Below are 24,789 nucleotides of genomic sequence, written 5' to 3'. Positions count from 1 at the left end.
CATGAGTAAGCAACAGCCAGTTACGGGTTTAGAAATTTGGCATTGGCGAAATCAAGCTATTCAAGACGCGATCGCTCATGACATTTCACCCATAGAAGTAGACTGGCTGTTACAGGAAATAGCAGGACTAGACCGTTTATCACTGCGTTTGGAGTCTTTTAAAATATGTAGTCAGATCCAAACGCAGTTGTCTTTGACAGAGTTAGACCAGTTATGGCAAAGGCGATTATATGACCGCTTGCCAGTACAATATATTGCTGGGGTGACACCTTGGCGCAGGTTTAAACTCGCTGTGTCAAATGCTGTTTTAATTCCTAGACCAGAAACAGAAATATTGATTGATTTGGCTTTGTCCGCTGCTAACCAATGTAGAGACTTGCCATGGAACGCATCTACACAGCAACATTGGGCTGATTTAGGGACGGGTAGTGGTGCGATCGCACTGGGACTAGCTGAAGTATTGACAAATACCAGAATTCATGCTGTTGATATTAGTGGAGAAGCTTTAGCGGTTGCTAAAACCAATGCGGAAAATTTAGGTTTTGGGGAACGGATTAAATTTTATCAAGGTTCTTGGTGGGAACCGTTAGAATTCCTGAAAGGTCAGTTGAGCGGAATGGTATCAAATCCGCCTTATATTCCTAGTGATACAGTACAGAATTTACAACCGGAAGTTGTTAAACATGAACCACATCTGGCTTTAGATGGTGGTGTTGATGGTTTAGATTTTATTCGTCATTTAATTGATATTTCTCCTCAGTATTTGCGTCCTGGTGGAGTGTGGTTAATTGAAATGATGGCGGGACAAGCAGATATAGTGCGAGAATTATTAGAAAATAATGGTAATTATTGTAATATTTCTATTCATGCTGATTTAGCGGGAATTGAACGCTTTGCTGTGGCTTATATAAATGCCTGAATTAGGATGTAATTCAATTCACACAGCAGAAGTGTTTCTGTAACCTATTAGTCCAGCGCTCAGGCAGATGAACTATCTACACTGTAACCTATAGCTTTCGATAGAATGGTAAATGGACGTAAAATACAATAACTGACTAAGCGTAATTCCCCATGACCACTTCATCCCGCCGCTACCACATTACTACCTTCGGTTGCCAAATGAATAAAGCCGACTCAGAGCGCATGGCAGGCATCTTAGAAGACATGGGCTTTGAGTGGTCAGAAGACCCAAATCATGCAGATGTTATTCTCTATAACACTTGTACAATTCGGGATAATGCCGAGCAAAAAGTTTATTCTTATCTTGGTAGACAGGCAAAGCGCAAACATGAACAGCCTGATTTAACTTTAGTTGTAGCAGGTTGCGTTGCCCAACAAGAAGGAGAAGCTTTATTACGGCGTGTGCCAGAATTAGATTTGGTGATGGGACCTCAACACGCTAATCGCCTCAAAGATTTGCTAGAGTCAGTTTTTGAAGGCAATCAGGTTGTCGCTACAGAAGAGGTGCATATCATGGAAGATATCACCCAACCACGTCGAGATAGTCAGGTGACAGCTTGGGTAAATGTGATTTATGGCTGTAACGAACGTTGTACTTATTGTGTAGTTCCTAACGTGCGCGGTGTGGAACAGTCTCGAACACCGGAAGCTATTCGGGCGGAAATCACAGAATTAGGTCAACAAGGTTATAAAGAAATTACCCTACTCGGTCAAAATATTGATGCTTACGGCAGAGATTTACCAGGTGCAACTCCTGAAGGTCGTCACCTGCACACATTGACAGATTTACTGTATTATGTACATGATGTGCCAGGAATTGAACGGCTGCGTTTTGCCACCAGTCATCCCCGTTATTTTACAGAACGGCTAATTAAGGCTTGTGCAGAGTTGCCCAAGGTGTGCGAACATTTTCATATTCCTTTTCAATCTGGGGATAATGAGCTATTAAAGGCGATGTCACGAGGTTATACCCAAGAGAAATATCGCCGGATTATTGATACTATCCGCCGCTATATGCCTGATGCGTCTATTAGTGGAGATGCAATTGTGGGTTTTCCGGGAGAGACAGAAGAACAGTTTGAAAATACGCTGAAATTGGTAGATGATATTGGTTTTGATTTGTTGAATACTGCTGCTTATTCACCTCGTCCGGGAACACCTGCGGCCTTGTGGGATAATCAATTGAGTGAAGAAGTCAAAAGCGATCGCTTACAAAGATTAAATCATCTCGTCAATGTCAAAGCCGCCGAGCGATCGCAACGTTATTTTGGCAGAATTGAAGAAGTACTAGTTGAAGACCAAAATACCAAAGACAAAACCCAAGTCATGGGACGCACTCGCGGTAATCGTCTGACTTTCTTCACTGGCGATATCAACGAACTCAAAGGGCAAATAGTAAAAGTTAAAATTACCGAAGTTCGCCCCTTTAGCTTAACTGGGGAAGCAGTGGAAGTACGACAAGCCGTAACGGTGTAATATTCTGTTCGGTTAAAGACTTATCATTAAGGAACCGCGCGGAGATGGGGAGACGCAGTGACGCGGTCAGTCTTTTTTGATAAGTAATGAAGTGAACATGAGGTGATTCGTAATTATAGCAACGGACAAAGAGGTTATATCAATTCACTTAAGTAAAGTTACAAATGAATCTCCGCGTCCCCGTGTCCCCTCGTCCCCGCGTCCCCGCGTCAGTCCATTTGTATCAATCTTAGTCACCTGCTATATCTAGGGGCGAAAACCCGCCCCATTATATTAATTACCAGCTTGTTGGATTAAATTATCCAATTCCTGCTGCATCTGACTTTTGACTAACTCATAGCATTCATTAACATAAGTGCGATCGCTTGCGGCTTCTTTTCCATAGCGTTCAAACACAATTGGTGGACATACCCTAGTATGGATAGGCACAGGCAAAGGAATATTTGGCAGAGGTCCAATAGCTAAACCCCAAGGTAGTCCCAGATAAACAGGAAAGACTAGTGGATCAACCCCAAACAGCCACGGCATACCCCACTTGTGGAATTGCTCCACAACTTCGTACAAATCAGCCAAGACAAATAGAGTATCATGCGCCCCCCAAGAAATTGCCGGCACAATTGGCACATTTTCCCGTAAGGCCAGCTTAATAAATCCACGTCGTTCAGCAAAGTAAATTTTGTCCCGCATTTGATGGGGACGGAACACATCTTCTGCACCACCAGGATAAACTAAAACACTAGCTCCAGACCGTAAAGCCTGATAAGCCATTTGTGGATGAGCCATAACAGCCCCACCCTTCATAGCTGTTTCCGCTAAAGCTGGGAAAACCTGCCAAGCTTTGGGATGCATTAAACCGTAAATTGGTTTTTCAGCACCAAATCGGCGTACCCAGTCATACATCATCATTGATGTGTCGGGAGAAGCAAGTCCCCCGTTGTGGGAACCGACAATCAGGATTTTTTCATCTGGGATATTTTCCCAGCCACTAGTTTGAACTCGAAAATAGTAGTTATACAAAAAACCTAAGAGGGGCATGATTGTTTCGATGAACTTTGGATCTCGCTCATCTAAAGACCAACCGGGTTTTGTTTTTTGAGGATGTTGTGTTTTTAACATCTAAACATTTTATCAGGATTATTCAAGAGCAAACAATCTGGTCTGTCATGGTTGGATAATAGATACCTGCTATGACTATAGCCAAGGAAAATCGCAATTTTTCACTCCCTATGGATTAGATGACCTATTTGCTGGGATTATTTGACCGACTCCAGCCCATACTCACAACCCAACTGCGGATAACAAAGCATCTGGATTTCTGCAAAAGTGTTTGTTTCTGCGGTTGATATCTGGTTAAGAAATAGTTAATAAGCAAGAGAGGGATAAAAAAGAAAGTCTAAATAATTAAAGGTTTATTGAATTATCATAATTTTATATGCCCAAGATAGTTTGAATTATTTCCTTCAGATTACGTAATTTTTTCATCAAATTAGCTCTCTAATTAATTCTTGAAATTTTGGTTCCTTTTTAATATCATCAAAATCTATATCACTCGCAGCATCTTCCCGAAATAGGGGATTAAGTTGAATAGCCTTTTGAAGATTTTCTAAAGCTAATTCAATTTCTCTTTGTAGCGCATAACAAGCTGCTTTATTGTAATAAGCACTAGCATAGTCTGACTTTATTTCTAAAGCTTTATCAAAGTTGATAATTGCTTCCTCGTCTTCTCCCAACATCACCAAAGTGTAACCACGTTTATCCCAGATTTTAGGGGAATTGGGCTGAAATTTTAACGCTTGATCAAAAGATACAATTGCATCTTCATAACGTTCTAATTCTACTAAAGATAAACCACGGTTTAACCAAGCCACTCCATCGTCAGGCTTAATTTGGATAGCTTTATCAAAACATTTAAATGCTTCTTGGTGTTTGCTTAAATTTCCACAAGCTACACCAATATCACACCAAGCTTGATGATAGTCGGGTTTAATTTTAATGGCTTGATTGTAGGAAAATATTGCTTCTTTGTAACGGTTTAGTCTGCCTAAAATTATACCATGCTTCAGCCAAATTTCAGGATCATTATTTTTGACTTTTACTACTTTTTCATAAATAGCAAATGCATCTGCATAGCGTTTTTCAGAAAAAAGAATATCTGCTTCTTTAATATCATCATCAACAGCAACTTTTGGTTGAGGTGCTTCGGGAACTTTTTCTGGTTCGAGAATAGATGTAGATGGAATTTCTATTAATTCTTGTAACTGAGAATTTTGCTGCTGTTGAGCATATAATTTTAATTCTGAAAGTTGATTAATAAATTCTTTTTCTAAGTTCTCTAATTTCTTAAAACTTAGATTTTTTCGTTGTTGAATATCGCTTTGTAATTCTGAAAATTGCGAAGTCAATTCACCACCTGATTCTTCTAAATTGGCAATTACTTGCTGTTGATATTGTTGAGCGTCTACTTGTAATTCTAAAAGTTGATTGGTAAATTCAATTTTTAACTTAGCTAAACTCTCTAACATTGTATCTTTTTGAGTTTGAGCATCACTTTGTAATTCAGAAACCTGTAATTTTAATAAATTATTTGATTTTCCTAAATGTGCTATCATTTTATCTTTCTCAGTTTCAGCCTCTAACTGAAATTGAGATAATTGAATCGCAAACTCTGATTGTAATTTTGTTAAACTTGCAAGAGTATAATCTTTATGCTGTTCAGTTTCTGAATATAGACCTCGGATTTGAGATATACAATCAGCACGAGTTGCTTCTAGATTACTAATAACTGCATCTTTTTCTTGTTCAGCACTTACTTGAAACTCTGCTAATTTATCAGCTAAATCAGATTCTAATTTACGCAAATTTTCAGTTATTATGTTCCTTTGGAGTTGAGCAAATGAATTAAATTCATCTAGGTGAATATTTAATGTAGCTTGTAAAACCTTTATATGTTCCTGAACCGTGTTTATTTCGCTTTCTAATACTGATAAAAATTCTTGTTTCGATTGAGGTAAATCAGATAATAAAATAGTTAAATTGTCTTCACCAGCTTTAATTTTTTGTTTCAGAACTTTAACTTCTTGCACTAATTCTTGATTTATAATATTAGCCTCTTCAATAATATTTTCTGCTTGTTGCTTGACAGTAGTTAGCTGAGTTTGTAACTGTTCTATTCCTTGTATTTGTTGCATTGCTCTATCAACAATTTCCCGAATAGCTGCTCGACGTAACAGCCACAAGACAGCAATCAACGCCACAGGAACTAGACTTAAGATAGTTAACCAAACATTCAATAAAGTGTTTGTGCGAGTAAAAGCACGATCCAAATCCGAACGTACTTGCTTTTGAATTCTGGTTTCTGCTCGCAGTCGCGTTAATTCTTCCCGTTCCTGATTTGATAATACCGGAGAAGTTGGTGCAGATAGAGCAGATTGTCCACTGATAAAGCCAGTGGATAGCAGCAAGGGTGAACATAAAATCACGCTTTTCAAAGCTAAAGCTAAGACTATTGGGTTTTTGCTCTTCATGACAACTTTCCCTATCCGTTGATTAGTTTTGGAAGCGGTGTGCCTATATGCCCTCTATAATAGATGATTGGTGTGAGATTACCGAACTCTAGTTGTCTGTTATCCTAAAAATGACAAGTGAAGAGAGGTTTACCAGAGGGGTATGGCAATAAAGTTTATGACTTCTCAGATATCCATTTATACTAAGTTCATCTGAATTTGCATAGAATCATCAAACTACCTCATCTATGTTTATTTATGTACATCTGCAATTGCTTATTCTGGAAACCTAATTCTATGCAGTTTCATTTCATCTTAATTCGATATTACGCCATCCGGCTTGAGCAAAATCTCCTGATTCATAGCTTGTATAGCAGGTGACAGTATAAAAAGTCTTTTGGTGTCTAGGTTTTATCATCAGTTGGTGTCCTAACCGCCCTGTCTGTTGCCATAACACGATTATTCCGTAGTATGGGAATTTATCACCATACCCTCAATTTTTGGTATTCAGTTAAATAAAATTTAACCCTTACAGTATCTGTCATGAAATTATCCTTTTTTGCTAAAAATACTGAGTTAATCCGCCGAAAATTTACAGAATATTGGCATTTATTTAATCAATGGTTTATCAATACTCCAGAAAGAGCTATTTTAGATGCCTATGAAGCTGCTCAAGCTATCCAAAATATGGAAATAGAACAATTTAATGGACAAAAAATTTCTCCTGAATTAACTAATTATACAGAAAATGTGATGTCTTATTGGCAGGGAAATCTCAATAGGAATTTAACCATCATCAAAATCAGGTTAGCAGAATTTAATTTAGGAAGTACATTTATCAATACTTCAGATTCTAGTATATTAGAAAAGCTCAAATTTATTGATGAAATAATAGATAGGTATACTCCGCAATATGAATCAATTGTTGAAAATCTGCCAATTAATCCTAGTGAAGCACAAAAATCATTAAATTCACCAGCTAAAAATGTTTTTGGTTCTGTAACAGCAACTCAAAAAACAGGCGCAATTCCTAGATCAATTGGTATAACACTTGCAAAAATTACTAGGGATTTCGCTCCTAATGCAGAAGAAGAATTTGTCAAAAAATACCGAATTTCTAGAAATAAAACGAGGAGGGCAATTAAATTTTTATTACTATTAATAATAGTACCCCTACTCACTCAACATTTTTCTAAATCTTTGTTATTTACTCCTCTAATTGAAAGTTTTAAAGTCGAAAATAAAACACAGATTTTTATAAATTCAGAAATGGAAGAGGAAGCTTTAGCAAAATTGAAGACTTTTGAAAAAGAGTTAAAATTTGAAAGTCTTCTCCGTCAAGCACCTAAACTCACACCAGAACAAATTGAAACGAAGCTTAAAAGTAAAGCTCTGGAAATAGCAGCAGAATTTAGTTATAAAAGTAGTGGTGCTATCAGTAATGTTTTTGCTGATTTAGTTTCACTGGTTGCTTTTGCTATTGTTATTGTTTTAAGTAAAAAAGATATTGTTTTTCTAAAATATTTAATAGATGAAATTATCTATGGTTTAAGTGATAGCGCTAAAGCATTTTTAATTATTTTATTTACAGATATATTTGTTGGTTTCCACTCACCTCATGGGTGGGAAATTCTTTTAGAAGGATTAGCAGAACATTTGGGTTTACCAGCAAGTAGAAGTGGAATATTTCTATTTATAGCTACATTTCCTGTGATTTTAAACACTATATTTAAATATTGGATTTTTCGCTATCTCAGTCGTTTATCTCCTTCAGCACTAGCAACATTAAAAGAGATGGATGAGTAATTTTCATGGCTCTTCCAGACTAAATATGATAAATTAGTAAAAACATCCTTTTTTTTGACTGAGCTTTAAACTCAGAACTAAAGTTTTTTATTTGTTCCCTGTTCCCTGTTCCCTTCTTTTGTAAAATTCTTCTTCTAAACTTATCAAAGTTAGTTAAATCATTTATTTTTTTAAAAAAACTGCCAAAATTTTAGCCTATTTTTTGCCCCAAAACAAGCAAAAACAGTATCAAAATACAAAAAATCTCACGCCCAAAACACTTAAAATCATCTTTGCGCCTCTGCGTCTGGAGCGTGAGATAATATCTTAAATTACAACCACCGAGCCGCATCTTTAGCGTGGTAAGTCAAAATCAAATCAGCACCAGCCCGTTTAAAACCAGTCAAAGTTTCCATAACAACGCGCTGTTCATCAATCCAACCATTTAAAGCCGCAGCTTTCACCATCGCATACTCACCAGAAACATTGTAAGCAGCAACGGGTAAATTAGTAGCTTCCTTCACGCGCCAGATAATATCCATATATGCCAAAGCTGGCTTCACCATCAGCATATCAGCGCCTTCAGCAATATCCAACTCAATTTCTTTTATCGCTTCACGAGCATTACCTGGGTCCATTTGGTAAGTTCGTCTATCACCAAATTGCGGTGTAGAATCTGCTGCATCTCTAAACGGTCCATAATAAGCCGAAGCATATTTAGCAGCATAAGACATAATCGGGATATCTTCAAATCCTGCTTCATCCAAACCCTCACGAATTGCTTGGACAAAACCATCCATCATTCCCGAAGGTGCAATAATATCAGCACCGGCTTTTGCTTGAGAAACTGCGGTTTTTTTCAATAATTCCAAAGTTGGATCATTTAAAACTCTTCCGGTTAAATCACCAGTTTGTAAATAACCACAATGACCATGACTTGTATATTCACACAAACAAGTATCAGCCATAACAATTAAATCAGGAACTGCTTCTTTAACTGCGGTTGCTGCTTTTTGCACAATACCACAATCATGCCAAGCACCAGTAGCATCTATGTCTTTATCTGCTGGAATTCCAAATAAAATAATTGCGGGAATTCCTAAGTCATAAACTTCCTTTGCTTCTTCGACAATTTTATCTACCGAAAGTTGGTAGACACCAGGCATAGATTTAACTTCTTTAGCAACACTTTCACCGGGAACAGCAAACAAAGGATAAATCAAATCATTGGTTGTTAAAACCGTTTCGCGTACCATGCGACGCAATTGAGGATGAGTACGTAAACGACGGGGACGATGTGTAGGAAACATAAATTCTTATCAAGAAAAAACCACAATGGACATAAAAGAAAGCGTCACAAAAGACAGGTTTTATCCTGCTTTTTTGAGACACAATAGAAACAGTGCTTAACTGTCTTTGCCCTACTGTTGATCAACCTGTGGGGCAATTTTGTATTTTACAGCCTGGTTGACATTTGCTTAGGACAAATTTACAAAAAACAATCTTAAAAATTTATTCAATTACTTTGGACGAATTGTTAAATCCAAGGTTTGGATTAATCAAACTACCTAATCTTATTCTAAAAAACTCGAAAAATGAACGGATAATGGCAAGGTCGATTAGGATTGCTAAAGACACCAATTAGCGCCCAGATTGTTAGTCCCCAGTGGATGATATATCCTAAACCTGCGATTGGTAACAAAACGATTAGCGGTAAAACCAACCAACCAGTTAGAAAAAATAAAGCTCCCAGAATTGCACCATAAAACCAAACGTTAAAATGGAAATTGATAGATTCTTTCGCATTTTCTTTAACGACAGGATCATCGGATACAAATAATATAGCTATAGGTAAACCAACAGATACCATTGTGGTGCTGAAAAAAATAGCTCCGTGACACAAGGCTGATAATAGTTTACGTTTATCGCTGTCGTACATTCTTATCTCCTATTCTGTTCTGGTTATTTATTATATCAAGAAAGAAGGCTCGATTTTCAGACTAAAAAATACACAACTTCTTTAAAAAGTCTGGGACTTGAGAAAATCGGATAGGATTGCTGTAATGATATAATTTTTACAAGATATTAAATTAATTTCCGCAATATCTACTATCAAAGGTATGATCATTTGGCAACCAGGGCAACAAATCAATAACGGTAGATTTATCATTCAAGGTAAAGCCTTGGGTAGTGGTGGTTTTGGTATCACCTACAAAGCTTTAGAACCCAGCACGGGTAAATTATACGCTATCAAAACCCTGAACTCAACCATGCAAATCAGGGAGGACTTTGCAGAACAACAGGTTAAGTTTATTAACGAAGCCTTGACAATTAAAGGTTTTGACTATCCGCATATTCTCAAAGTCTATGAAGTCATCCAAGAAGGTCAACTTTTTGGTGTGGTGATGGAATATATTGATGGGGAAACTTTATTTCAATATGCTCAGAATAAGGGACAATTATCAGAATCAGAAGCACTTTTATATATAGATCAAATAGGTAGAGCTTTAGAATATATTCATGATAAAGCACAGTTACACCGCGATATTAAACCTCAAAACATTCTCTTGCGACAAAATAAACAAGAAGCGGTTTTAATTGACTTTGGTTTAACTCGCAGTATTGCTACCAAAAGCATGACAAATTCTTTTACAGAAGGTTATGCACCTATTGAACAATATCGACGCAAAGGTAGTTTTGGTTCTTATACAGATGTTTATGCTTTAGCCGCCACTTTATATTATCTCCTCACTGCTGATGGACTTAAAAAAGAGGGTGAAGTTACTCCAGTTCCCGCGCAAAACCGGAAATATGATGATGAACCTTTACCCGAACCAAAACATTATAATTCTCGCATTAGTCAAAGGGTGAATGATGCTATTTTGCAGGGTATGGAAATAGAACCGGAAAAACGGACTCCGACGGTTTTGAAATTTCGGGAAAATTTGGGTTTGGTTGTTCAACCGAGAAGAACCCCACCCCCTAACCCCCTCCCCGCAAGCGAAGAGGGGGGACTAAAATCATCCGTAGGAATGGACTACAGGAAACTGCGTGATTTACTCGCACAAGGGAAATGGAAGGAAGTAGACGAGGAAACAAAACAGGTAATGTTAGCAGTTGCGAAGCGAGAAAAAGAAGGTTGGTTATATGAGGAACATATTGATAATTTTCCCTGTGAAGACCTTCGCACCATTGACCAGTTGTGGGTAAAATACAGTGATGGTAAATTTGGTTTTTCTGTGCAGAAACGAATTTATCAAGGTTTAGGTGGAACGAGAGAATATGACTTAGACATCTGGGATAAGTTCGGAGACAAGGTAGGATGGAGAAAAGGAGGAAGCTGGTTGTACTACAAAGATATTACTTTTGACAAGAAAGCACCAGAAGGCCACCTCCCTTGCGGGTGGTATGGGGAGGATTTTTGGGGGGGGATGTTGATTCGTGTTGTCGGTTTCTTCTCTCGCGTCGAGACTTGTAGATTGTAGTTTGTAAAGGTTACAGAAAATTATTAAGTCTGAATCAGGATGTCCAGGATTTAAGGATTTACAGGATTTTATTTTGTGGTCAAAAATTTCTGACTTCTGTGAGAATTAATGTTGATAAATGAGAAGATGAATTTAAAAATTCGGTTATATTAATCTCTCAAATGTCAGAATCAGGATATCCAGGATTTAAGGATGTCCAGGATGTTGTTGAATAATTTTTGGTAGGATGTGGGATTTTGAGAAGTATGAATACTATTTATAAAAATGGTATCTTTATAAAATGCTAATATCTGACTATTAAATATGATCATATCCTGTAAATCCTTTAATCTTGGACATCCTGATTCAGACAAATAAAATCCCCAACTTCCAAAAAACAATCATTCAATAAAATCCTGTAAATCCTTTAATCCTGGATATCGTGATTCTGACAATCAATGATGTTGGGAAAATCTAACTCTTAGTATATATGCGCGTACAGATTCCCACTATAATAAAAATATAATGAAAAATCGGGCATTTGTCAACTATCTCACTGATTAATTTCGGAATTAAGTAAGTTAGATGTGAAGATTAATAGAATTTACAAATGTGATTCCTAGTCCTGAAAAAGATTACATTAAGTTAGGTAACGAAAAATACAATCATGTCCACAGAAATTGAAAATGAATTGTTAGAAGCAGTGGAATTACGTCGCAATTTTGCGATTATTTCTCATCCTGATGCTGGTAAAACTACCCTAACTGAAAAGCTATTATTATACGGAGGTGCAATTCACGAAGCAGGGGCAGTGAAAGCACGCAGAGCGCAGCGGAAGGCGACTTCTGACTGGATGGCAATGGAACAACAACGGGGTATTTCCATTACTTCCACTGTATTGCAATTTGTCTACCGCAATTGTCAAATTAATTTACTAGACACTCCTGGACACCAAGATTTTAGTGAAGACACCTATCGAACTTTAGCAGCAGCTGATAATGCGGTGATGCTGATAGATGCTGCGAAAGGATTGGAACCTCAAACCCGGAAACTATTTGAAGTGTGTAAACTCAGAGGTATTCCGATTTTTACATTTGTCAATAAACTCGACCGTCCGGGACGAGAACCTTTAGAACTTTTGGATGAGATTGAGCAAGAATTGGGATTACAGACTTATGCGGTGAATTGGCCGATAGGAATGGGCGATCGCTTTAAAGGTGTTTTTGATCGCCACCAACAGCAAATCCATCTCTTTGAACGTAGCTCCCACGGCAGCAAAGAAGCCCGTGATACCATCATCGAATTAGGCGATCGCTCAATTGAAGAATTACTAGAACAAAGCCTTTACCATCAGCTTAAAGACGAGTTAGAGCTATTAGAAGGGGCAGGAGGAGACTTAGATTTAGAGTTAGTCCATCAAGGAAAAATGACTCCTGTGTTCTTTGGTAGCGCCATGACTAACTTTGGAGTCGAGTTATTTTTGAAGTACTTCCTGGACTATGCTCTCAAACCAGGTACACATAGTAGCAGTGTCGGTGAAGTTCCCCCTAGCTATCCAGAATTTTCAGGGTTTGTCTTCAAACTACAAGCTAACATGGACCCCAAGCACAGAGATCGTGTGGCTTTTGTCCGGGTCTGCACAGGTAAGTTTGAAAAAGATATGACAGTGAATCATGCTCGCACTGGCAAGGTTGTCCGTCTATCTCGACCACAAAAACTCTTTGCCCAAGAACGGGAATCCATTGATGTGGCTTATCCAGGTGATGTAATTGGTTTAAATAATCCCGGCGTTTTTGCAATTGGCGATACAATTTACACAGGGCAAAAACTTGAATATGAGGGAATTCCTTACTTTTCGCCAGAACTATTTGCCACTCTGAGAAACCCCAATCCCTCAAAATTTAAGCAGTTTCAAAAAGGCGTTTCCGAATTGAGGGAAGAGGGTGCTGTGCAAATTATGTACTCTACTGATGAAGCCAAGCGAGATCCAATTTTAGCAGCAGTCGGTCAGTTGCAATTTGAAGTGGTGCAGTTTCGCCTACAAAATGAATATGGAGTGGAAACCATATTAGATTTATTGCCCTACAGTGTTGCCCGTTGGGTTGAAGGAGGTTGGGAAGCGTTGAATCAAGTAGGACGTTTATTCAACACGACAACAGTCAAAGACAGCATGGGACGACCAGTGCTGTTATTCCGCAATGAATGGAATTGCCAACAGTTAGAGGGAGATCATCCAGAGTTAAACTTAAGCGCCATTGCCCCAGTATTTTCTAGTCAGAACACAGTTCTTTGACAAGGAATGGTCAATCGATTTTGGATTTTGGATTGACGATTTTGGATTGACGATTTTCGATTTGTTCCATAGTTGAAACTAGGGGCTGGAAACCTTTTTGAGATTTCAGATTTTGACTAACAATCCAAAATCTAAAATTGTCTCGGTCATGGGTTATGGGTCATAGATGAGCGTTTTTTTTACAATTACCTTTTTCCCAATTACCTTTTTCCCAATTACCTGCCAAAATTTGTATGCCTTCACACCCCGAATCATCTTTGGAGGCTGGTTTAGTTGCCCTCAAGGAAGGAAATTACTACGCAGCAATCACTCAACTCGAACCTATTGCTAGTAGCCAGAATCAGAGTAATACTTGCCTGCAAGCCAAAGTTGGGTTGGTGATGGCTTATGCACGCACAGGCGAATCCTTAAAAGCGATCGCTTTGTGTGAAAATCTGATATCGAGTAGTAACTCGCAAGTTCAAGAATGGGCAAAACGCGCTCTCGAACACCTAATTAAAAGCCAGAAACGGCACAGAAAAGCCAAAAACACCGAGACGGGATTTGTCCCTGTTAATAATTCCTCACAACAGAAGCCACAAGATTCCATTCCAGAAAGGAATATTGATAACAGATACGTAGCCAATACAGGCTTCATGAGTATTAGGGGAAGTAGAAAAACTGAAGCATCTAGCATTTATTGGCGGCAAGCTAGACGCGCTAAGGTATGGCAACCTTTGCGTAAGCCAAACTTAATGCTGTCAACACTTTCTATGTTGCTGACGGCAGGAACATTTATCTCCCTGTTTTGGGTGTTGCAAGCAATACTCAGATTCTCAATGGGTCTAATCAACCTGATTTTAGACAAACTGCCCTATTTAAAGCCATTACAACTTTTATATAGTGATCCTAGTTCACTTATACTAGTGTGTTTGTTAGTCTTAATCGGACTGTCTCCTTGGTTGCTAGATTGGCTACTAGCATCATTTTATGGTCAACAACAGTTGTCCAAAGAAGTCTTAAACACCCACAGTCGTGAAGCAGTCCGTGTCATTCAACGGACTTATCAACAGCGACACTGGCCTGTTGTCAAACTGCGAATTTTGCCAATGGCCGCACCAATAATGTTGACCTACGGCAATCTACCTCATACAGCCCGGATTGTCGTTAGTCAGGGTTTGTTAGATCAACTAGCTGATGACGAAATAGCGACTATTTACGCCCTTGGACTGGGGCAGATTGATAGATGGGATTTTATGGTCATGTCCTTGGTGCTGCTGGTGACACTACCGTTTTATGAATTATATCAGCAAGCCTCGGCATGGGGGAACAAAGAATCACAGCCGATCTGGAACTGGATGGCCACAGGTTTGACTTGTCTTTTTTATGGAATTTGGTGTTTACTGACTGGTACAGCATTGCTGCACTCCCGGTTTCGGCTTTATTATAGCGATCGCAACGCTGCTGAAATTACAGGAAATCCCAATGGACTAATTCGGGCTTTACTCAAAATTGCTATTGGCGTTGCTGATGATATCAAAAATCAACAACATACTTGCCGTCAATTGGAAAGTCTCAATATCCTTGCCCCAATCAGCTATCAACAAAGCCTGTCTTTGGGAAGTATGGCAAATCATCTTCCCTTTGAATCATTCTTCATGTGGGAAAACTTCAATCCCTATCGGCGATGGTTTACTATTAATAATAGCCACCCCTTAATGGGCGATCGCATTCAACGTCTCTGCCAAATAGCTTGTCATTGGCATCTAGAAACCGAACTACATCTAACTGGTCAAGAGTCCTGTCCAGTAAAGCCTCAGTCCTTCCTCTTACAAATTTCACCTTGGTTGGGAATTCCCCTCGGTTTTGTCTTAGCCGGTCTGTTTTGGATAATTTGGCAAACAGCATTTGCCCTACATTTGCTCAACCTCAAGTGGATCTATGATGATTGGTCTTTCGTCACAGGTTTCCTCATGATAGGCTTTAGCATCGGCACAGTCATGCGAATTAATGCCTTTTTTCCTGATATCAAACCTTTAACCTTGCAAACTGACTACTACCTACCCAACCTCTTAAGTGACCCCACTGTTTTACCAATTGATAGTGTTAGTGTTCGTCTTGTTGGTAAATTGTTAGGCCGTCGCGGCATAAGTAACTTTTTGGCACAAGATCTAACCCTTGAATCTAACACAGGTCTAGTGAAATTAAATCATATTCCTTGGCTGGGACAGCCAATCAACCCCCAAGAATGGATTGGTAGACAGATTATAGTCACAGGTTGGTTACGTCGAGGAGCAACACCTTGGATTGATATTCAAACTTTAGAAACTCAAACTGGCAAAACTATTAATAGTCCCCATCCGATTTGGTCTACCGTATTGGCAGTTGCTGCCCTAGCTTGGGGTGCATACATTGTGCTGACCGCTCAGTCTGTACCTATCTAAACCAATGATTACTAGGAATGTAAACGAAAGTTGCATCATCCTTCTCAAAATGTTACATTTATTTATGAAATCAATAGCAACTGACATAACTCATCTTCATAATTCGGTGATTGGTCTGGCTGTTGGTATTATCCTATCCCCTTTGATACCCCAACACAGCAGTAAATCAACCAGCCGGTGGCTGGTTTTTGTTTCCAATTTCTAAATTTTGTCAAAAAAAATGTATTTTATGCTACGATGCGATAATACTATTGGCAGAAATGTAGGTGCTGAACTAGCTACGTAAAAAATACCGTGATAATCTTAAGGGATGGTATTTGACTCTGCCGATAAAAGCTAGGAAGAATTCATTTACTGTGGCGGACGGTGGGCTATTAAATTTACAATTCTTAGAATTAAGGTGTTATTAACTGAGCGTGGTGGCGCGTTTGTCTTAAATAAGCTTGATCCCAACAAAAAAACTGTATTGTATAGGTTGACAGTTTGGATTAAAAAAATTGGTTTATGGCGATTTTAGTTAATAGCATCTATTTAAAAGCCAAAGCCAAGTGATTGTTTTTGTCAACATAAGTTCATTTCAACTCTGGAGGTATAGTTCATGTCTGTTCGCCTATATATAGGTAATTTGCCAAAAGAAGAAATAGATCGTCAAGAGTTGCAAGCAGTTTTTGCAGCTGAAGGCGATGCTGTCACCACTAAGTTAATCAAAGACCGTAAAACAGGCAAGTGCCGTGGTTTCGGTTTTCTGACGGTAAACAATGACGAACAAGCAGACCAAATTATTGAAAAGTATAATGGTCAATTGTTCAAAGACACCGCCATCAAACTAGAAAAGGCATTACCTCGTACCAAGGGTGAAGAGGGTGAGGAGCAAGCTCCTAAACCTGTTAGTCAAGCTACTAGCATTCCCACACCTACCATCAACAAAGAAAATAACCGTCGTGAAAAAAGCGCTAAGAAGTCTCGGCGTGGTGGCGGTGTACGCGAAACAACCAGCAATAATGCTGATTCAGACGCTATTCGCCCAGACCCCCGTTGGGCTGCTGATTTAGAAAAGCTGAAGCAAATGTTAGCTGCACAAACCACTAACTGATCATCTAGGGAACAGAAATTAAAAATTAAACATCAGCAAAGTTAACTGAAGATATTTAATTTTTGATTGTTCCCTTGTTAATCAGAGAAAATGTAGCTAAATTTACTAATTTTATCTGAGTGAGTTGGCTTCTCTATTGGTTTCAACATCCATCTGTAGTCGCTACTCAGACAAAACTTAGCTTGGCTGCTAGTCTCCAAGGGAAATAATTAGCACCAATCGGGGATTGCTCTCTGTGCAAATAAAAAATTGTTGAGCAGTGATGAAAGCCAAAGTAGGCTATTTTCACTGCTCAATTTGACTTTATACAGGAAATTTTATCTGAGTGAGGTACAAAAGAGCAGATGAGATGCTCACTCCACAAAATTTATTGTGCTTACGCAACATAAAATATCAGAAATTAAGCTAGATTTCCATAAAAAAGAGACAGTACTAGCGATTCAGTGGATGAGATTTTTACAAAACCGTATCTTATTTAACAAAAAAATATACAACATAATAATAGTATAAGTTATTACAGTTAATAAAAACAGATTTGTGTCAAAAAAGCTTTTTCATTTTGACGTATTTTTGTTATATAAATGACTGTAAATTTCCGCTCAATTTATTATTGGTGCTTTGATTGAATAAAGAGTTAAAACTGTCGAATTAGAATATCTAAAATTGAGTTGATGTTGTATTAATAAGCAGCAACAGTAGGATTTTTTATGGAATTTTTAATATAAATAAATAAGCAAATTAATGAATTATCTGAAAATAAATAGAACTAAATCTATCGAAAGGATTAGATATAAATATGAAGTTTTAGGTATAGTAAAATCATGATTTTTTGACATAATTAACTTAAAATAAGTATTAAACAAAGTTCCTAAATACTTCAGGTAAGCGTGATAAACGCCAGCGTGGAACTGCATACTACCTTGTGACAATCAGCAACACACAACTTATGAACTCTACCACTAACAAACGCATTGCCTTGATTTCAGTCCATGGTGATCCGGCGATTGAAATTGGGAAAGAGGAGGCTGGAGGACAGAATGTTTACGTACGCCAAGTGGGTGAAGCACTATCCCAGCTAGGATGGAAAGTTGATATGTTTAGCCGCAGAGTGAGTGCTGACCAAGAAACGATTGTTCAACATAACTCGCACTGTCGAACTATTCGTTTAACAGCGGGTCCGGTGGAATTTGTCCCACGGGATAATGGTTTTAAATACTTGCCCGAATTTGTGGGACAGTTACTTGAGTTTCAAAAAGAAAATGGCATTAAATATGAGTTGGTTCATACTAATTACTGGCTATCTAGCTGGGTAGGATTGCAGTTGAAGCAAATTCAAGGAAGTAAACAGGTTCATACATATCACTCTTTAGGAATAGTCAAATACAACGCTATAGAAAGTATTCCTCTGGTTGCTAGTCAACGCCTAGCAGTAGAAAAAGAAGTTTTAGAAACAGCGGAAAGAATTGTGGCCACAAGTCCGCAAGAAAAACAACATATGCGATCGCTCGTTTCCCAAAAAGGAGACGTTGACATTATTCCCTGCGGTACAGATATTCGGCATTTTGGTTCAGTAAAAAGAGAAGCAGGTAGAGCCGCATTAGGTATTGACCCTGAAAGCAAAGTTATATTGTATGTAGGTCGTTTTGACCCCCGCAAAGGCATAGAAACCTTGGTACGGGCAGTGCGTCAGTCTCAGTTTTATGGATCAAAAGACCTGAAACTAATTATTGGTGGTGGCAGCACTCCAGGTAATAGTGATGGTAGAGAACGCGATCGCATTGAGGGCATTGTCAACGAATTGGGGATGAGTGAATGTACTGTTTTCGCCGGTCGTCTCAGTCCAGAAATCCTCCCAAATTACTATGCTGCGGCTGATGTGTGCGTTGTTCCTAGTCATTACGAACCCTTTGGATTAGTAGCAGTTGAAGCGATGGCCAGTGGCACACCCGTCATAGCCAGCGATGTGGGAGGACTTCAATTTACCGTCGTTAATGAAAATACTGGTTTATTAGTACCACCCCAAGATGTCGCAGCTTTTAGTAACGCCATTGACCGTATTCTCAGCAATCCAGAATGGCGAACACAACTAGGTCAAGCTGGTAATAGACGGGTTATGAGCAAGTTTAGCTGGGATGGTGTAGCTATGCAGCTAGATGAGTTGTACACCCAACTCTTGCAACCAGTGAAAGAACCCGCATTAGTTACATTAGGGTAAATTCAAAAGAGAGTTAGACAGGTAAAACGATGGAAGTTCAAGAACTCAAAAAATTTCCTAAGCCCAGAAAACCAGAAACTGAAGCAACGACTTCTCAACATATCAAGATATTAGATTGTAACCAACCAGTTAGTCGAGTAATTTTTGAGTGTTGGCATTGTAAACAAGGTCTGTTGAGTGAAGTAGACGTATCATCTTCACAGTTCCTAGAAATTCAATGCCCCAGTTGTGGTAGAACAGCTTTAAGACTGATGGCAGAAACAGTGATTTCAACCACAGCTATCCCTTCACCCTGGCAATGAGCTATTAACTAAAAGCCGGAAATTTTTACTAGATTAAACCCAGAAATTCAACACAATTTCTGGGTTTTGCGTCTTTTTATGACGTGAAAGACCTGAAGATAACAACAGTGCTAAAGAGAAATAAGCGCAATAATTTATACATTATAAAATTTCGATGAAAAGCAGGTAATGTTTATTTAAAGCTCGTAAAACATAGGTTTTAACTTGCTAATATTTTATTTAGTAGAGCAATTAATCATTTAAGTAATACTACGTAAAACTATGCTATCTATACATAAATATAAACCTCTTCTGGTTTTGGGATTGGTAACATTGGGGTTAGGACTCGCTCCAAATCAAGCAAAAGCAGTGACATTTACGCCTTTAACATCTCAAGATGCTACCCCAGGGTTTGATGATGCAGATTTTAATCTCTTGCTTAACAACGGGGATTTTAAAGAATTATTTGTTGCTGAAGGAAGAATCGGGAATAATGGTACTGGTGGAAATGGAGAGCGAGAATTAGGTATCAACAAAGATGTAGCTATTGGTGGCGCACCTGTAGCTCAAGGTAATTTTACCTGGGGTAATGGGAAGCTATGGGATTTTAGCTTGGAATACGATGGAAGTAAGGTAACTTATAAAGTTCTTGATGGGAACCAAACCATATCATTAACCTCTCAAGAATTTAGCGGACCTGTTAACCAGATTTATTTACGCACGTTTGCTAATAAAGGTAATACTAGTAATTTGCAAAATGCGGTCTCTTTGACTGACTTAGTATTCAACGGTACATCTGTTGGTAGTCTAGCTTCTGCGAGTACATCAACCAGTAAAGATGTAGATTACTTGGGTTTGAGTAATATTTCCTCACCATTTACTTTAACTGGGAAAACAGCATTAAGTTGGGTAGGTGCTGCACCATCTCGTTCTAACTTGGCTTTTCAAATTAAAGTCGGAACTTCACCACAATCAGAATCTGTTCCAGAACCTGGGATGTTAGGTGGTATATTCTTGGCGGCTACTATAGGCGCGGCTGTGAGTAAAAAAAAGAAAGTAGCTGTTTAGCTTAATAAGCAGAAGCCTCTCACCTACTGATGAGATGAATGCGCGTGAGTTGAGTTGCGTAGCACAAATTGTATTTGAGCGTAGCGAAAACTTTCTAAGGCTACAGCGACGAAACGTAGCTTGCTTCTCGCCCTGCGAGTACAAAATATTGATTTTATGTTATTATGAGAGCGTAGGTGTAGTCCAATTAAATGCTCCAAATGCAGCCTACAAAACAAAAAAACAAATCTCAAAACCGAAGAACCGTGGGGCGCACGGTCTTAAAGCTCAGTTAATGTCTTCATAGAAGAGTCACTGAGAAGCCCACACTTACCTGAAAGGGAGTGTGTGGAGTACGTCACAATATTAACCGTTAGAATGATTCTGAAGGAAATCGGAGTATTTAACGGTTTTGTTTTTGGCTGTTGGCTTCTTGATGGAAAAACTCCCCTATTGTGACTAATCGTTTTGCAACCAGTTGATTTTACTACCCTCACTGCGGCTTGTAGCGAACTACGGGCTGACTGGCTACCTTCGCGGATAGAGCAGGTTTACCAGCGCGATCGCTATACTATTGCCATAGCCTTACGTACCCTAAAACAACGGGTTTGGCTAGAAGTATCTTGGCATCCCCAAGCTACCCGCATTTGTATTGGTGAACCACCACCACGCATACCAGATACTTTCACCTTCAGTCAGCAATTAATCCATCAATTGGGTGGTTTAGCCTTAGTAGCAATTGAAGCGATCGCACCTTGGGAACGTGTCATTGATTTACAATTTGCTCGTCGTCCCGGTGAAAGCGCCCTCTATCACTTGTATGTAGAAGTGATGGGCAAATATAGTAACGCCATTCTCACCGATGCCGACAATTTTATTATCACCGCTGCTCATCAAGTTAGTCAGCAACAATCCAGCGTTCGTCCTATCCAAACCGGACAACCTTATGAAATACCACCCAAGCAGACTGGTCCTATCCCCAGTTTGAGCGAATCCCAAGCACGTTGGCAAGAACGAGTTAGTTTAGTACCAGGCGCTATTAAACGGCAACTACTCAAAAATTATCGTGGTTTGAGTGCAGCTTTGCTAGATACAATGTTGTTGGCAGCGGATATAGCACCAGAAAAAACCACAGATACACTAAATACTGATGATTGGCAGCGGCTATTTGCACATTGGCAAGAATGGTTAAAAGCGCTAGAATCTGGTAAATTCCAACCAGGTTGGACAGCAACTGGTTATACTGTCATGGGTTGGGGTGTTGTCGCACCAGTTAAAAATATCCAAGAGTTACTGAATAAATATTACAGCGATGAGTTAAATAAACAGTTATTTTCTCAACTACGCCATCAGTTGATTCAGAAACTGAATAATATTCTCGGCAAATTACGCACCAAAGCCCAAACGTTTAGTGAGAAATTGCAGCAGTCAGATCAGGCTGAAGATTATCGACAAAAAGCTGATTTATTAATGGCGTATCTGCAAAACTGGGAACCAGGGATGAAAGAAATTATCCTGGCAGATTTTGAAACTGGTAGACCAACTGCGATCGCACTTCTTCCAGATAAAAACGCCGTCCAAAACGCCCAGAAGCTTTATAAACAGCACCAAAAACTCAAACGCGCTCGTGCTGCTGTGGAACCGTTATTATTAGAAGTCCAAGCCGAAATTGACTATTTGGAACAAGTAGAAGCCGCAATTTCCCAACTCGACAACTACCAAACAGCAGCAGATTTACAAGCTTTAGAAGAAATTCGTGATGAACTAATTGGACAAAAATATCTGGAAGCCCTGGAATATCGCAGCCGCAGTACTACCGACTCTCCCAGCACTAATTTTCATCGTTACCGCACTCCTAGCGGTTTTGAAGTCTTAATCGGTCGCAATAATAACCAAAATGACCAACTGACATTTCGTGTAGCCGGAGATTATGATCTGTGGTTTCACGCCCAAGAAATTCCTGGTAGTCATGTTTTATTGCGTCTGGAACCTGGTAAAGTCCCGGAAGAAGCCGATTTACAATTTACTGCTAATCTTGCAGCTTACTTCAGTCGCGCCCGTCAAAGTGACCAAGTACCAGTAGTTTACACCCAACCCAAGCACGTCTACAAACCCAAAGGCACTAAACCAGGACTTGTAATTTATAAACAAGAAACCATCATTTGGGGACAACCGCAAATAATTCGTAATTCGTAATTCGTAATTCGTAATTAGAAGAGTTACCTCTCATCTGTCATATCAAGTCCGGTTAATTGCTGATCAAAAAAAATTCTCTTTCTCACCCCGTCTCCCCATCTCCCCATCTCTTTCTCACCGCGTCCCCCCATCTCCGCGTCCTCATCTCCGCGTCCCCCCATCTCCGCGTCCCCCCATCTCCGCGTCCTCATCTCCGCGTCTCCCCATCTCCGCGTCTCCCCATCTCCCCATCTCCCCCCAGAAATAAATGCTACTGACCTGCAGATAGATATTTTTTAAGATATTTTTACGAAAAAAGTGTACTGGCTGTTACAATCTTGTTAAGAAAAGTTGCCCGTTAAATTTTGGGAACGCGCAATTTGGTTTTGACTCTCTTGAGAAGACAACGCGAACAACGTTTTTTAGACCAGTCTGTGGGAAGACTGGTCTTTTTGTTAAATGGTAATTTGGAAATTTAGAAACTGAAGGTGGTTCTCAAAGCACCAATGACTACACCATCATTATTATCGTTATGATCTGCGGCTGTTAACCAAATCACACCTGGGGTAATGGTGATATTGTCGCTAACTTTGTATTGATAAAATGCCTCAATGTGATATGAGGTATCTTTATCTTCAGCTACTCCACCAAAACTGGAACTTGTAACTTTCGGTTCCATACCGAGGATAACACCAGCTAAGTTACCTTTTTTGCCCAAGTCAGGGAACCCAAGAGTAACAGCATAGTTCCAAATGTCAACATCTCCCTTTGTACCTGTCAAGACTTTGCTGTTGGTATATCCAGCCCAACCACCTAGGACAAATTTATCACTGATGCCAACTGATGCTTGAACACCGTAAGAATTACTAGAAAATGCTTCACTGGTGATATCAAATGTGGCTGCATTACTACCTGTGAATAATGGCTGTTTGTAGGAATTGATATAAGTTAGACCCAGGGAAATGCGATCGCTTGGTTTAACTGTCAACTGAGCCAAAGCACCATAAGGACCATCAAACAAACCATTTTTAGCACTGGGGTCATTAGCTGAACCTGCTAAATACGCTAGACTTAATGTCAAATTTTTACCGAACTGGTGATTGACTCCCAAACCAGCACCACTAATTTGAGCATAAATCGGGTTGCGTGTACCAAAGCTGGACAAAGCACCAAATCCACCATCACCATCAAATAAATTGACTGTATTGGTAACATCATCTGCTGCACCAGCATTAGCAATAGCGATTACCTGTGTGTTTTTTCCTAGAGGGAATTTGTACCACAGTGCATCTAGGAAAGCGTTGTTAGTGCCATCAACACCAGCAAAAAACAAGTTTCCCTCTGGTGTACCGATATCAGGAGTGTTGATATTATTACTCTGAATTCTAGTAAACAGAGTATCTTGACCTGTAAAACTAGTTACAAATTCGACACGCGCCCGCGCCCCAAGGGTAGTATTTTTGTCTGTAATTGATGCTCCGTTAACCTTATCACCAGACAAAACATCACTGACAACTGCGACAACTTGTCCTTGCAATTTGGTGGTAGTAGAAAATTGATTAGCTTCTAATTCAGAAGCCCTTGCTTCCAGCGCATCTACGCGTCCTCGCAAGGTAGCTAGTTCTGTGGAAAAATCTTCTCGCAGTTTTTGTAATGTTGCTAAATCTTGTTTTGTCAACGAGTCGGCAGTTGCGGTAGCAATTAGTTCATTTACCCGATCTAAACAAGCATTCAAACCAGCTGCAAACTCATACCTCGTCATGGCACGATTACCACGATAAGTACCGTTAGGATATCCAGCAATACAACCATAACGTTCTACTAAAGATTGTAAAGCTTGGAATGCCCAATCTGTAGGTTGCACGTCGGACAATTGAGACACTGATGTAACTTGTGAGATTACATTATCTTGTTCATAATTATTCTCAACTTGTTTATTTACAAGTGTTTCACTAGCCTCTATTGTTGCTGGTGCTTCCCCAGCCCATGCAGACACACTCATTAACAGTGTTGCGCCGCTAACTACTGGACTAGCCAGCAAGTACTTCCATGATTTTTGCATTTTTTACTCACA

16 protein-coding genes and 1 pseudogene are annotated in these 24,789 nt (G+C 39.2%); 12 read left to right on the top strand and 5 right to left on the bottom strand.

Annotation, left to right across the window (positions count from 1 at the left end; translation table 11 throughout):
* Position 1: 1 nt before the first annotated feature.
* Positions 2-919, top strand: coding sequence for a peptide chain release factor N(5)-glutamine methyltransferase (gene prmC, locus ANA7108_RS0106090; RefSeq protein WP_016949884.1), 918 nt, complete (start codon positions 2-4; stop codon positions 917-919).
* A gap of 152 nt (positions 920-1,071) precedes the next feature.
* Positions 1,072-2,436 (top strand): tRNA (N6-isopentenyl adenosine(37)-C2)-methylthiotransferase MiaB, encoded by a 1,365-nt coding sequence (gene miaB, locus ANA7108_RS0106085; RefSeq protein ID WP_026104008.1) that lies wholly within the window; start codon positions 1,072-1,074, stop codon positions 2,434-2,436.
* Positions 2,437-2,709: 273 nt separating this feature from the next.
* Here miaB and ANA7108_RS0106080 read toward each other — a convergent pair whose 3' ends face one another.
* On the bottom strand, positions 2,710-3,552 hold the full coding sequence (locus ANA7108_RS0106080; RefSeq protein ID WP_016949882.1) for a lysophospholipid acyltransferase family protein: 843 nt from the start codon (positions 3,550-3,552) through the stop codon (positions 2,710-2,712).
* A 79-nt stretch (positions 3,553-3,631) separates the two neighbouring features.
* Here ANA7108_RS0106080 and ANA7108_RS30845 point away from each other — a divergent pair.
* Positions 3,632-3,790: pseudogene (locus ANA7108_RS30845) on the top strand (nucleotidyltransferase family protein); the annotation flags it as partial.
* A gap of 127 nt (positions 3,791-3,917) precedes the next feature.
* On the opposite strand, the gene ANA7108_RS0106075 reads toward ANA7108_RS30845, so the two are convergent.
* Complete coding sequence (locus ANA7108_RS0106075; protein ID WP_016949881.1) at positions 3,918-5,960, bottom strand: tetratricopeptide repeat protein; 2,043 nt, start codon at positions 5,958-5,960, stop codon at positions 3,918-3,920.
* Between the two features lie 522 nt (positions 5,961-6,482).
* Here ANA7108_RS0106075 and ANA7108_RS0106070 point away from each other — a divergent pair.
* Complete coding sequence (locus tag ANA7108_RS0106070; RefSeq protein ID WP_016949880.1) at positions 6,483-7,745, top strand: proton extrusion protein PcxA; 1,263 nt, start codon at positions 6,483-6,485, stop codon at positions 7,743-7,745.
* Between the two features lie 311 nt (positions 7,746-8,056).
* Here the strand turns inward: ANA7108_RS0106070 and hemB are convergent, their stop codons facing one another.
* Together hemB and ANA7108_RS0106060 are read right to left on the bottom strand one after the other, a co-directional pair.
* Entirely contained in the window at positions 8,057-9,034 is a 978-nt protein-coding gene (gene hemB, locus ANA7108_RS0106065; protein WP_016949879.1) for a porphobilinogen synthase, read from the bottom strand.
* 269 nt (positions 9,035-9,303) lie between these two features.
* On the bottom strand, positions 9,304-9,663 hold the full coding sequence (locus ANA7108_RS0106060; protein WP_016949878.1) for a DUF4870 domain-containing protein: 360 nt from the start codon (positions 9,661-9,663) through the stop codon (positions 9,304-9,306).
* A gap of 181 nt (positions 9,664-9,844) precedes the next feature.
* Between ANA7108_RS0106060 and ANA7108_RS0106055 the strand changes: the two genes are divergently transcribed.
* The 8 genes from ANA7108_RS0106055 (at position 9,845) to ANA7108_RS0106015 (ending at position 22,736) form a co-directional block, all read left to right on the top strand.
* Entirely contained in the window at positions 9,845-11,209 is a 1,365-nt protein-coding gene (locus ANA7108_RS0106055) for a serine/threonine-protein kinase (RefSeq protein WP_016949877.1), read from the top strand.
* A 646-nt stretch (positions 11,210-11,855) separates the two neighbouring features.
* Positions 11,856-13,481, top strand: coding sequence for a peptide chain release factor 3 (gene prfC / locus ANA7108_RS0106050; RefSeq protein ID WP_016949876.1), 1,626 nt, complete (start codon positions 11,856-11,858; stop codon positions 13,479-13,481).
* Between the two features lie 233 nt (positions 13,482-13,714).
* Complete coding sequence (locus tag ANA7108_RS0106045) at positions 13,715-15,904, top strand: M48 family metalloprotease (protein ID WP_016949875.1); 2,190 nt, start codon at positions 13,715-13,717, stop codon at positions 15,902-15,904.
* 598 nt (positions 15,905-16,502) lie between these two features.
* Positions 16,503-16,997 (top strand): RNA-binding protein, encoded by a 495-nt coding sequence (locus ANA7108_RS0106040; RefSeq protein WP_016949874.1) that lies wholly within the window; start codon positions 16,503-16,505, stop codon positions 16,995-16,997.
* Between the two features lie 946 nt (positions 16,998-17,943).
* Positions 17,944-19,212: a glycosyltransferase family 1 protein gene (locus ANA7108_RS0106035; RefSeq protein WP_016949873.1), complete on the top strand. Its 1,269-nt coding sequence runs from the start codon at positions 17,944-17,946 to the stop codon at positions 19,210-19,212.
* A gap of 29 nt (positions 19,213-19,241) precedes the next feature.
* On the top strand, positions 19,242-19,514 hold the full coding sequence (locus ANA7108_RS0106030; RefSeq protein ID WP_016949872.1) for a hypothetical protein: 273 nt from the start codon (positions 19,242-19,244) through the stop codon (positions 19,512-19,514).
* A gap of 261 nt (positions 19,515-19,775) precedes the next feature.
* The gene (locus ANA7108_RS0106025) at positions 19,776-20,561 is read left to right on the top strand and encodes a choice-of-anchor W domain-containing protein (RefSeq protein ID WP_016949871.1); all 786 of its coding nucleotides are present in this window, start codon (positions 19,776-19,778) and stop codon (positions 20,559-20,561) included.
* A 447-nt stretch (positions 20,562-21,008) separates the two neighbouring features.
* Positions 21,009-22,736, top strand: a complete 1,728-nt coding sequence (locus ANA7108_RS0106015; RefSeq protein ID WP_016949869.1) for an NFACT family protein — start codon at positions 21,009-21,011, stop codon at positions 22,734-22,736.
* Between the two features lie 454 nt (positions 22,737-23,190).
* Here the strand turns inward: ANA7108_RS0106015 and ANA7108_RS0106005 are convergent, their stop codons facing one another.
* Positions 23,191-24,777: an iron uptake porin gene (locus tag ANA7108_RS0106005; protein WP_016949867.1), complete on the bottom strand. Its 1,587-nt coding sequence runs from the start codon at positions 24,775-24,777 to the stop codon at positions 23,191-23,193.
* Positions 24,778-24,789: the final 12 nt, after the last annotated feature.

Source organism: Anabaena sp. PCC 7108 (assembly GCF_000332135.1).
In the GTDB taxonomy this organism is placed as follows: domain Bacteria; phylum Cyanobacteriota; class Cyanobacteriia; order Cyanobacteriales; family Nostocaceae; genus Anabaena.
This window is presented reverse-complemented; position numbering and strand designations above follow the sequence as displayed.

Bases quoted from the DNA above. Each gene is read 5' to 3' on its own strand.
- prmC (WP_016949884.1), top strand. From the start codon at position 2: ATGAGTAAGCAACAGCCAGTTACGGGTTTAGAAATTTGGCATTGGCGA.
- miaB (WP_026104008.1), top strand. From the start codon at position 1,072: ATGACCACTTCATCCCGCCGCTACCACATTACTACCTTCGGTTGCCAA.
- ANA7108_RS0106080 (WP_016949882.1), bottom strand. From the start codon at position 3,552: ATGTTAAAAACACAACATCCTCAAAAAACAAAACCCGGTTGGTCTTTA.
- ANA7108_RS0106075 (WP_016949881.1), bottom strand. From the start codon at position 5,960: ATGAAGAGCAAAAACCCAATAGTCTTAGCTTTAGCTTTGAAAAGCGTG.
- ANA7108_RS0106070 (WP_016949880.1), top strand. From the start codon at position 6,483: ATGAAATTATCCTTTTTTGCTAAAAATACTGAGTTAATCCGCCGAAAA.
- hemB (WP_016949879.1), bottom strand. From the start codon at position 9,034: ATGTTTCCTACACATCGTCCCCGTCGTTTACGTACTCATCCTCAATTG.
- ANA7108_RS0106060 (WP_016949878.1), bottom strand. From the start codon at position 9,663: ATGTACGACAGCGATAAACGTAAACTATTATCAGCCTTGTGTCACGGA.
- ANA7108_RS0106055 (WP_016949877.1), top strand. From the start codon at position 9,845: ATGATCATTTGGCAACCAGGGCAACAAATCAATAACGGTAGATTTATC.
- prfC (WP_016949876.1), top strand. From the start codon at position 11,856: ATGTCCACAGAAATTGAAAATGAATTGTTAGAAGCAGTGGAATTACGT.
- ANA7108_RS0106045 (WP_016949875.1), top strand. From the start codon at position 13,715: ATGCCTTCACACCCCGAATCATCTTTGGAGGCTGGTTTAGTTGCCCTC.
- ANA7108_RS0106040 (WP_016949874.1), top strand. From the start codon at position 16,503: ATGTCTGTTCGCCTATATATAGGTAATTTGCCAAAAGAAGAAATAGAT.
- ANA7108_RS0106035 (WP_016949873.1), top strand. From the start codon at position 17,944: ATGAACTCTACCACTAACAAACGCATTGCCTTGATTTCAGTCCATGGT.
- ANA7108_RS0106030 (WP_016949872.1), top strand. From the start codon at position 19,242: ATGGAAGTTCAAGAACTCAAAAAATTTCCTAAGCCCAGAAAACCAGAA.
- ANA7108_RS0106025 (WP_016949871.1), top strand. From the start codon at position 19,776: ATGCTATCTATACATAAATATAAACCTCTTCTGGTTTTGGGATTGGTA.
- ANA7108_RS0106005 (WP_016949867.1), bottom strand. From the start codon at position 24,777: ATGCAAAAATCATGGAAGTACTTGCTGGCTAGTCCAGTAGTTAGCGGC.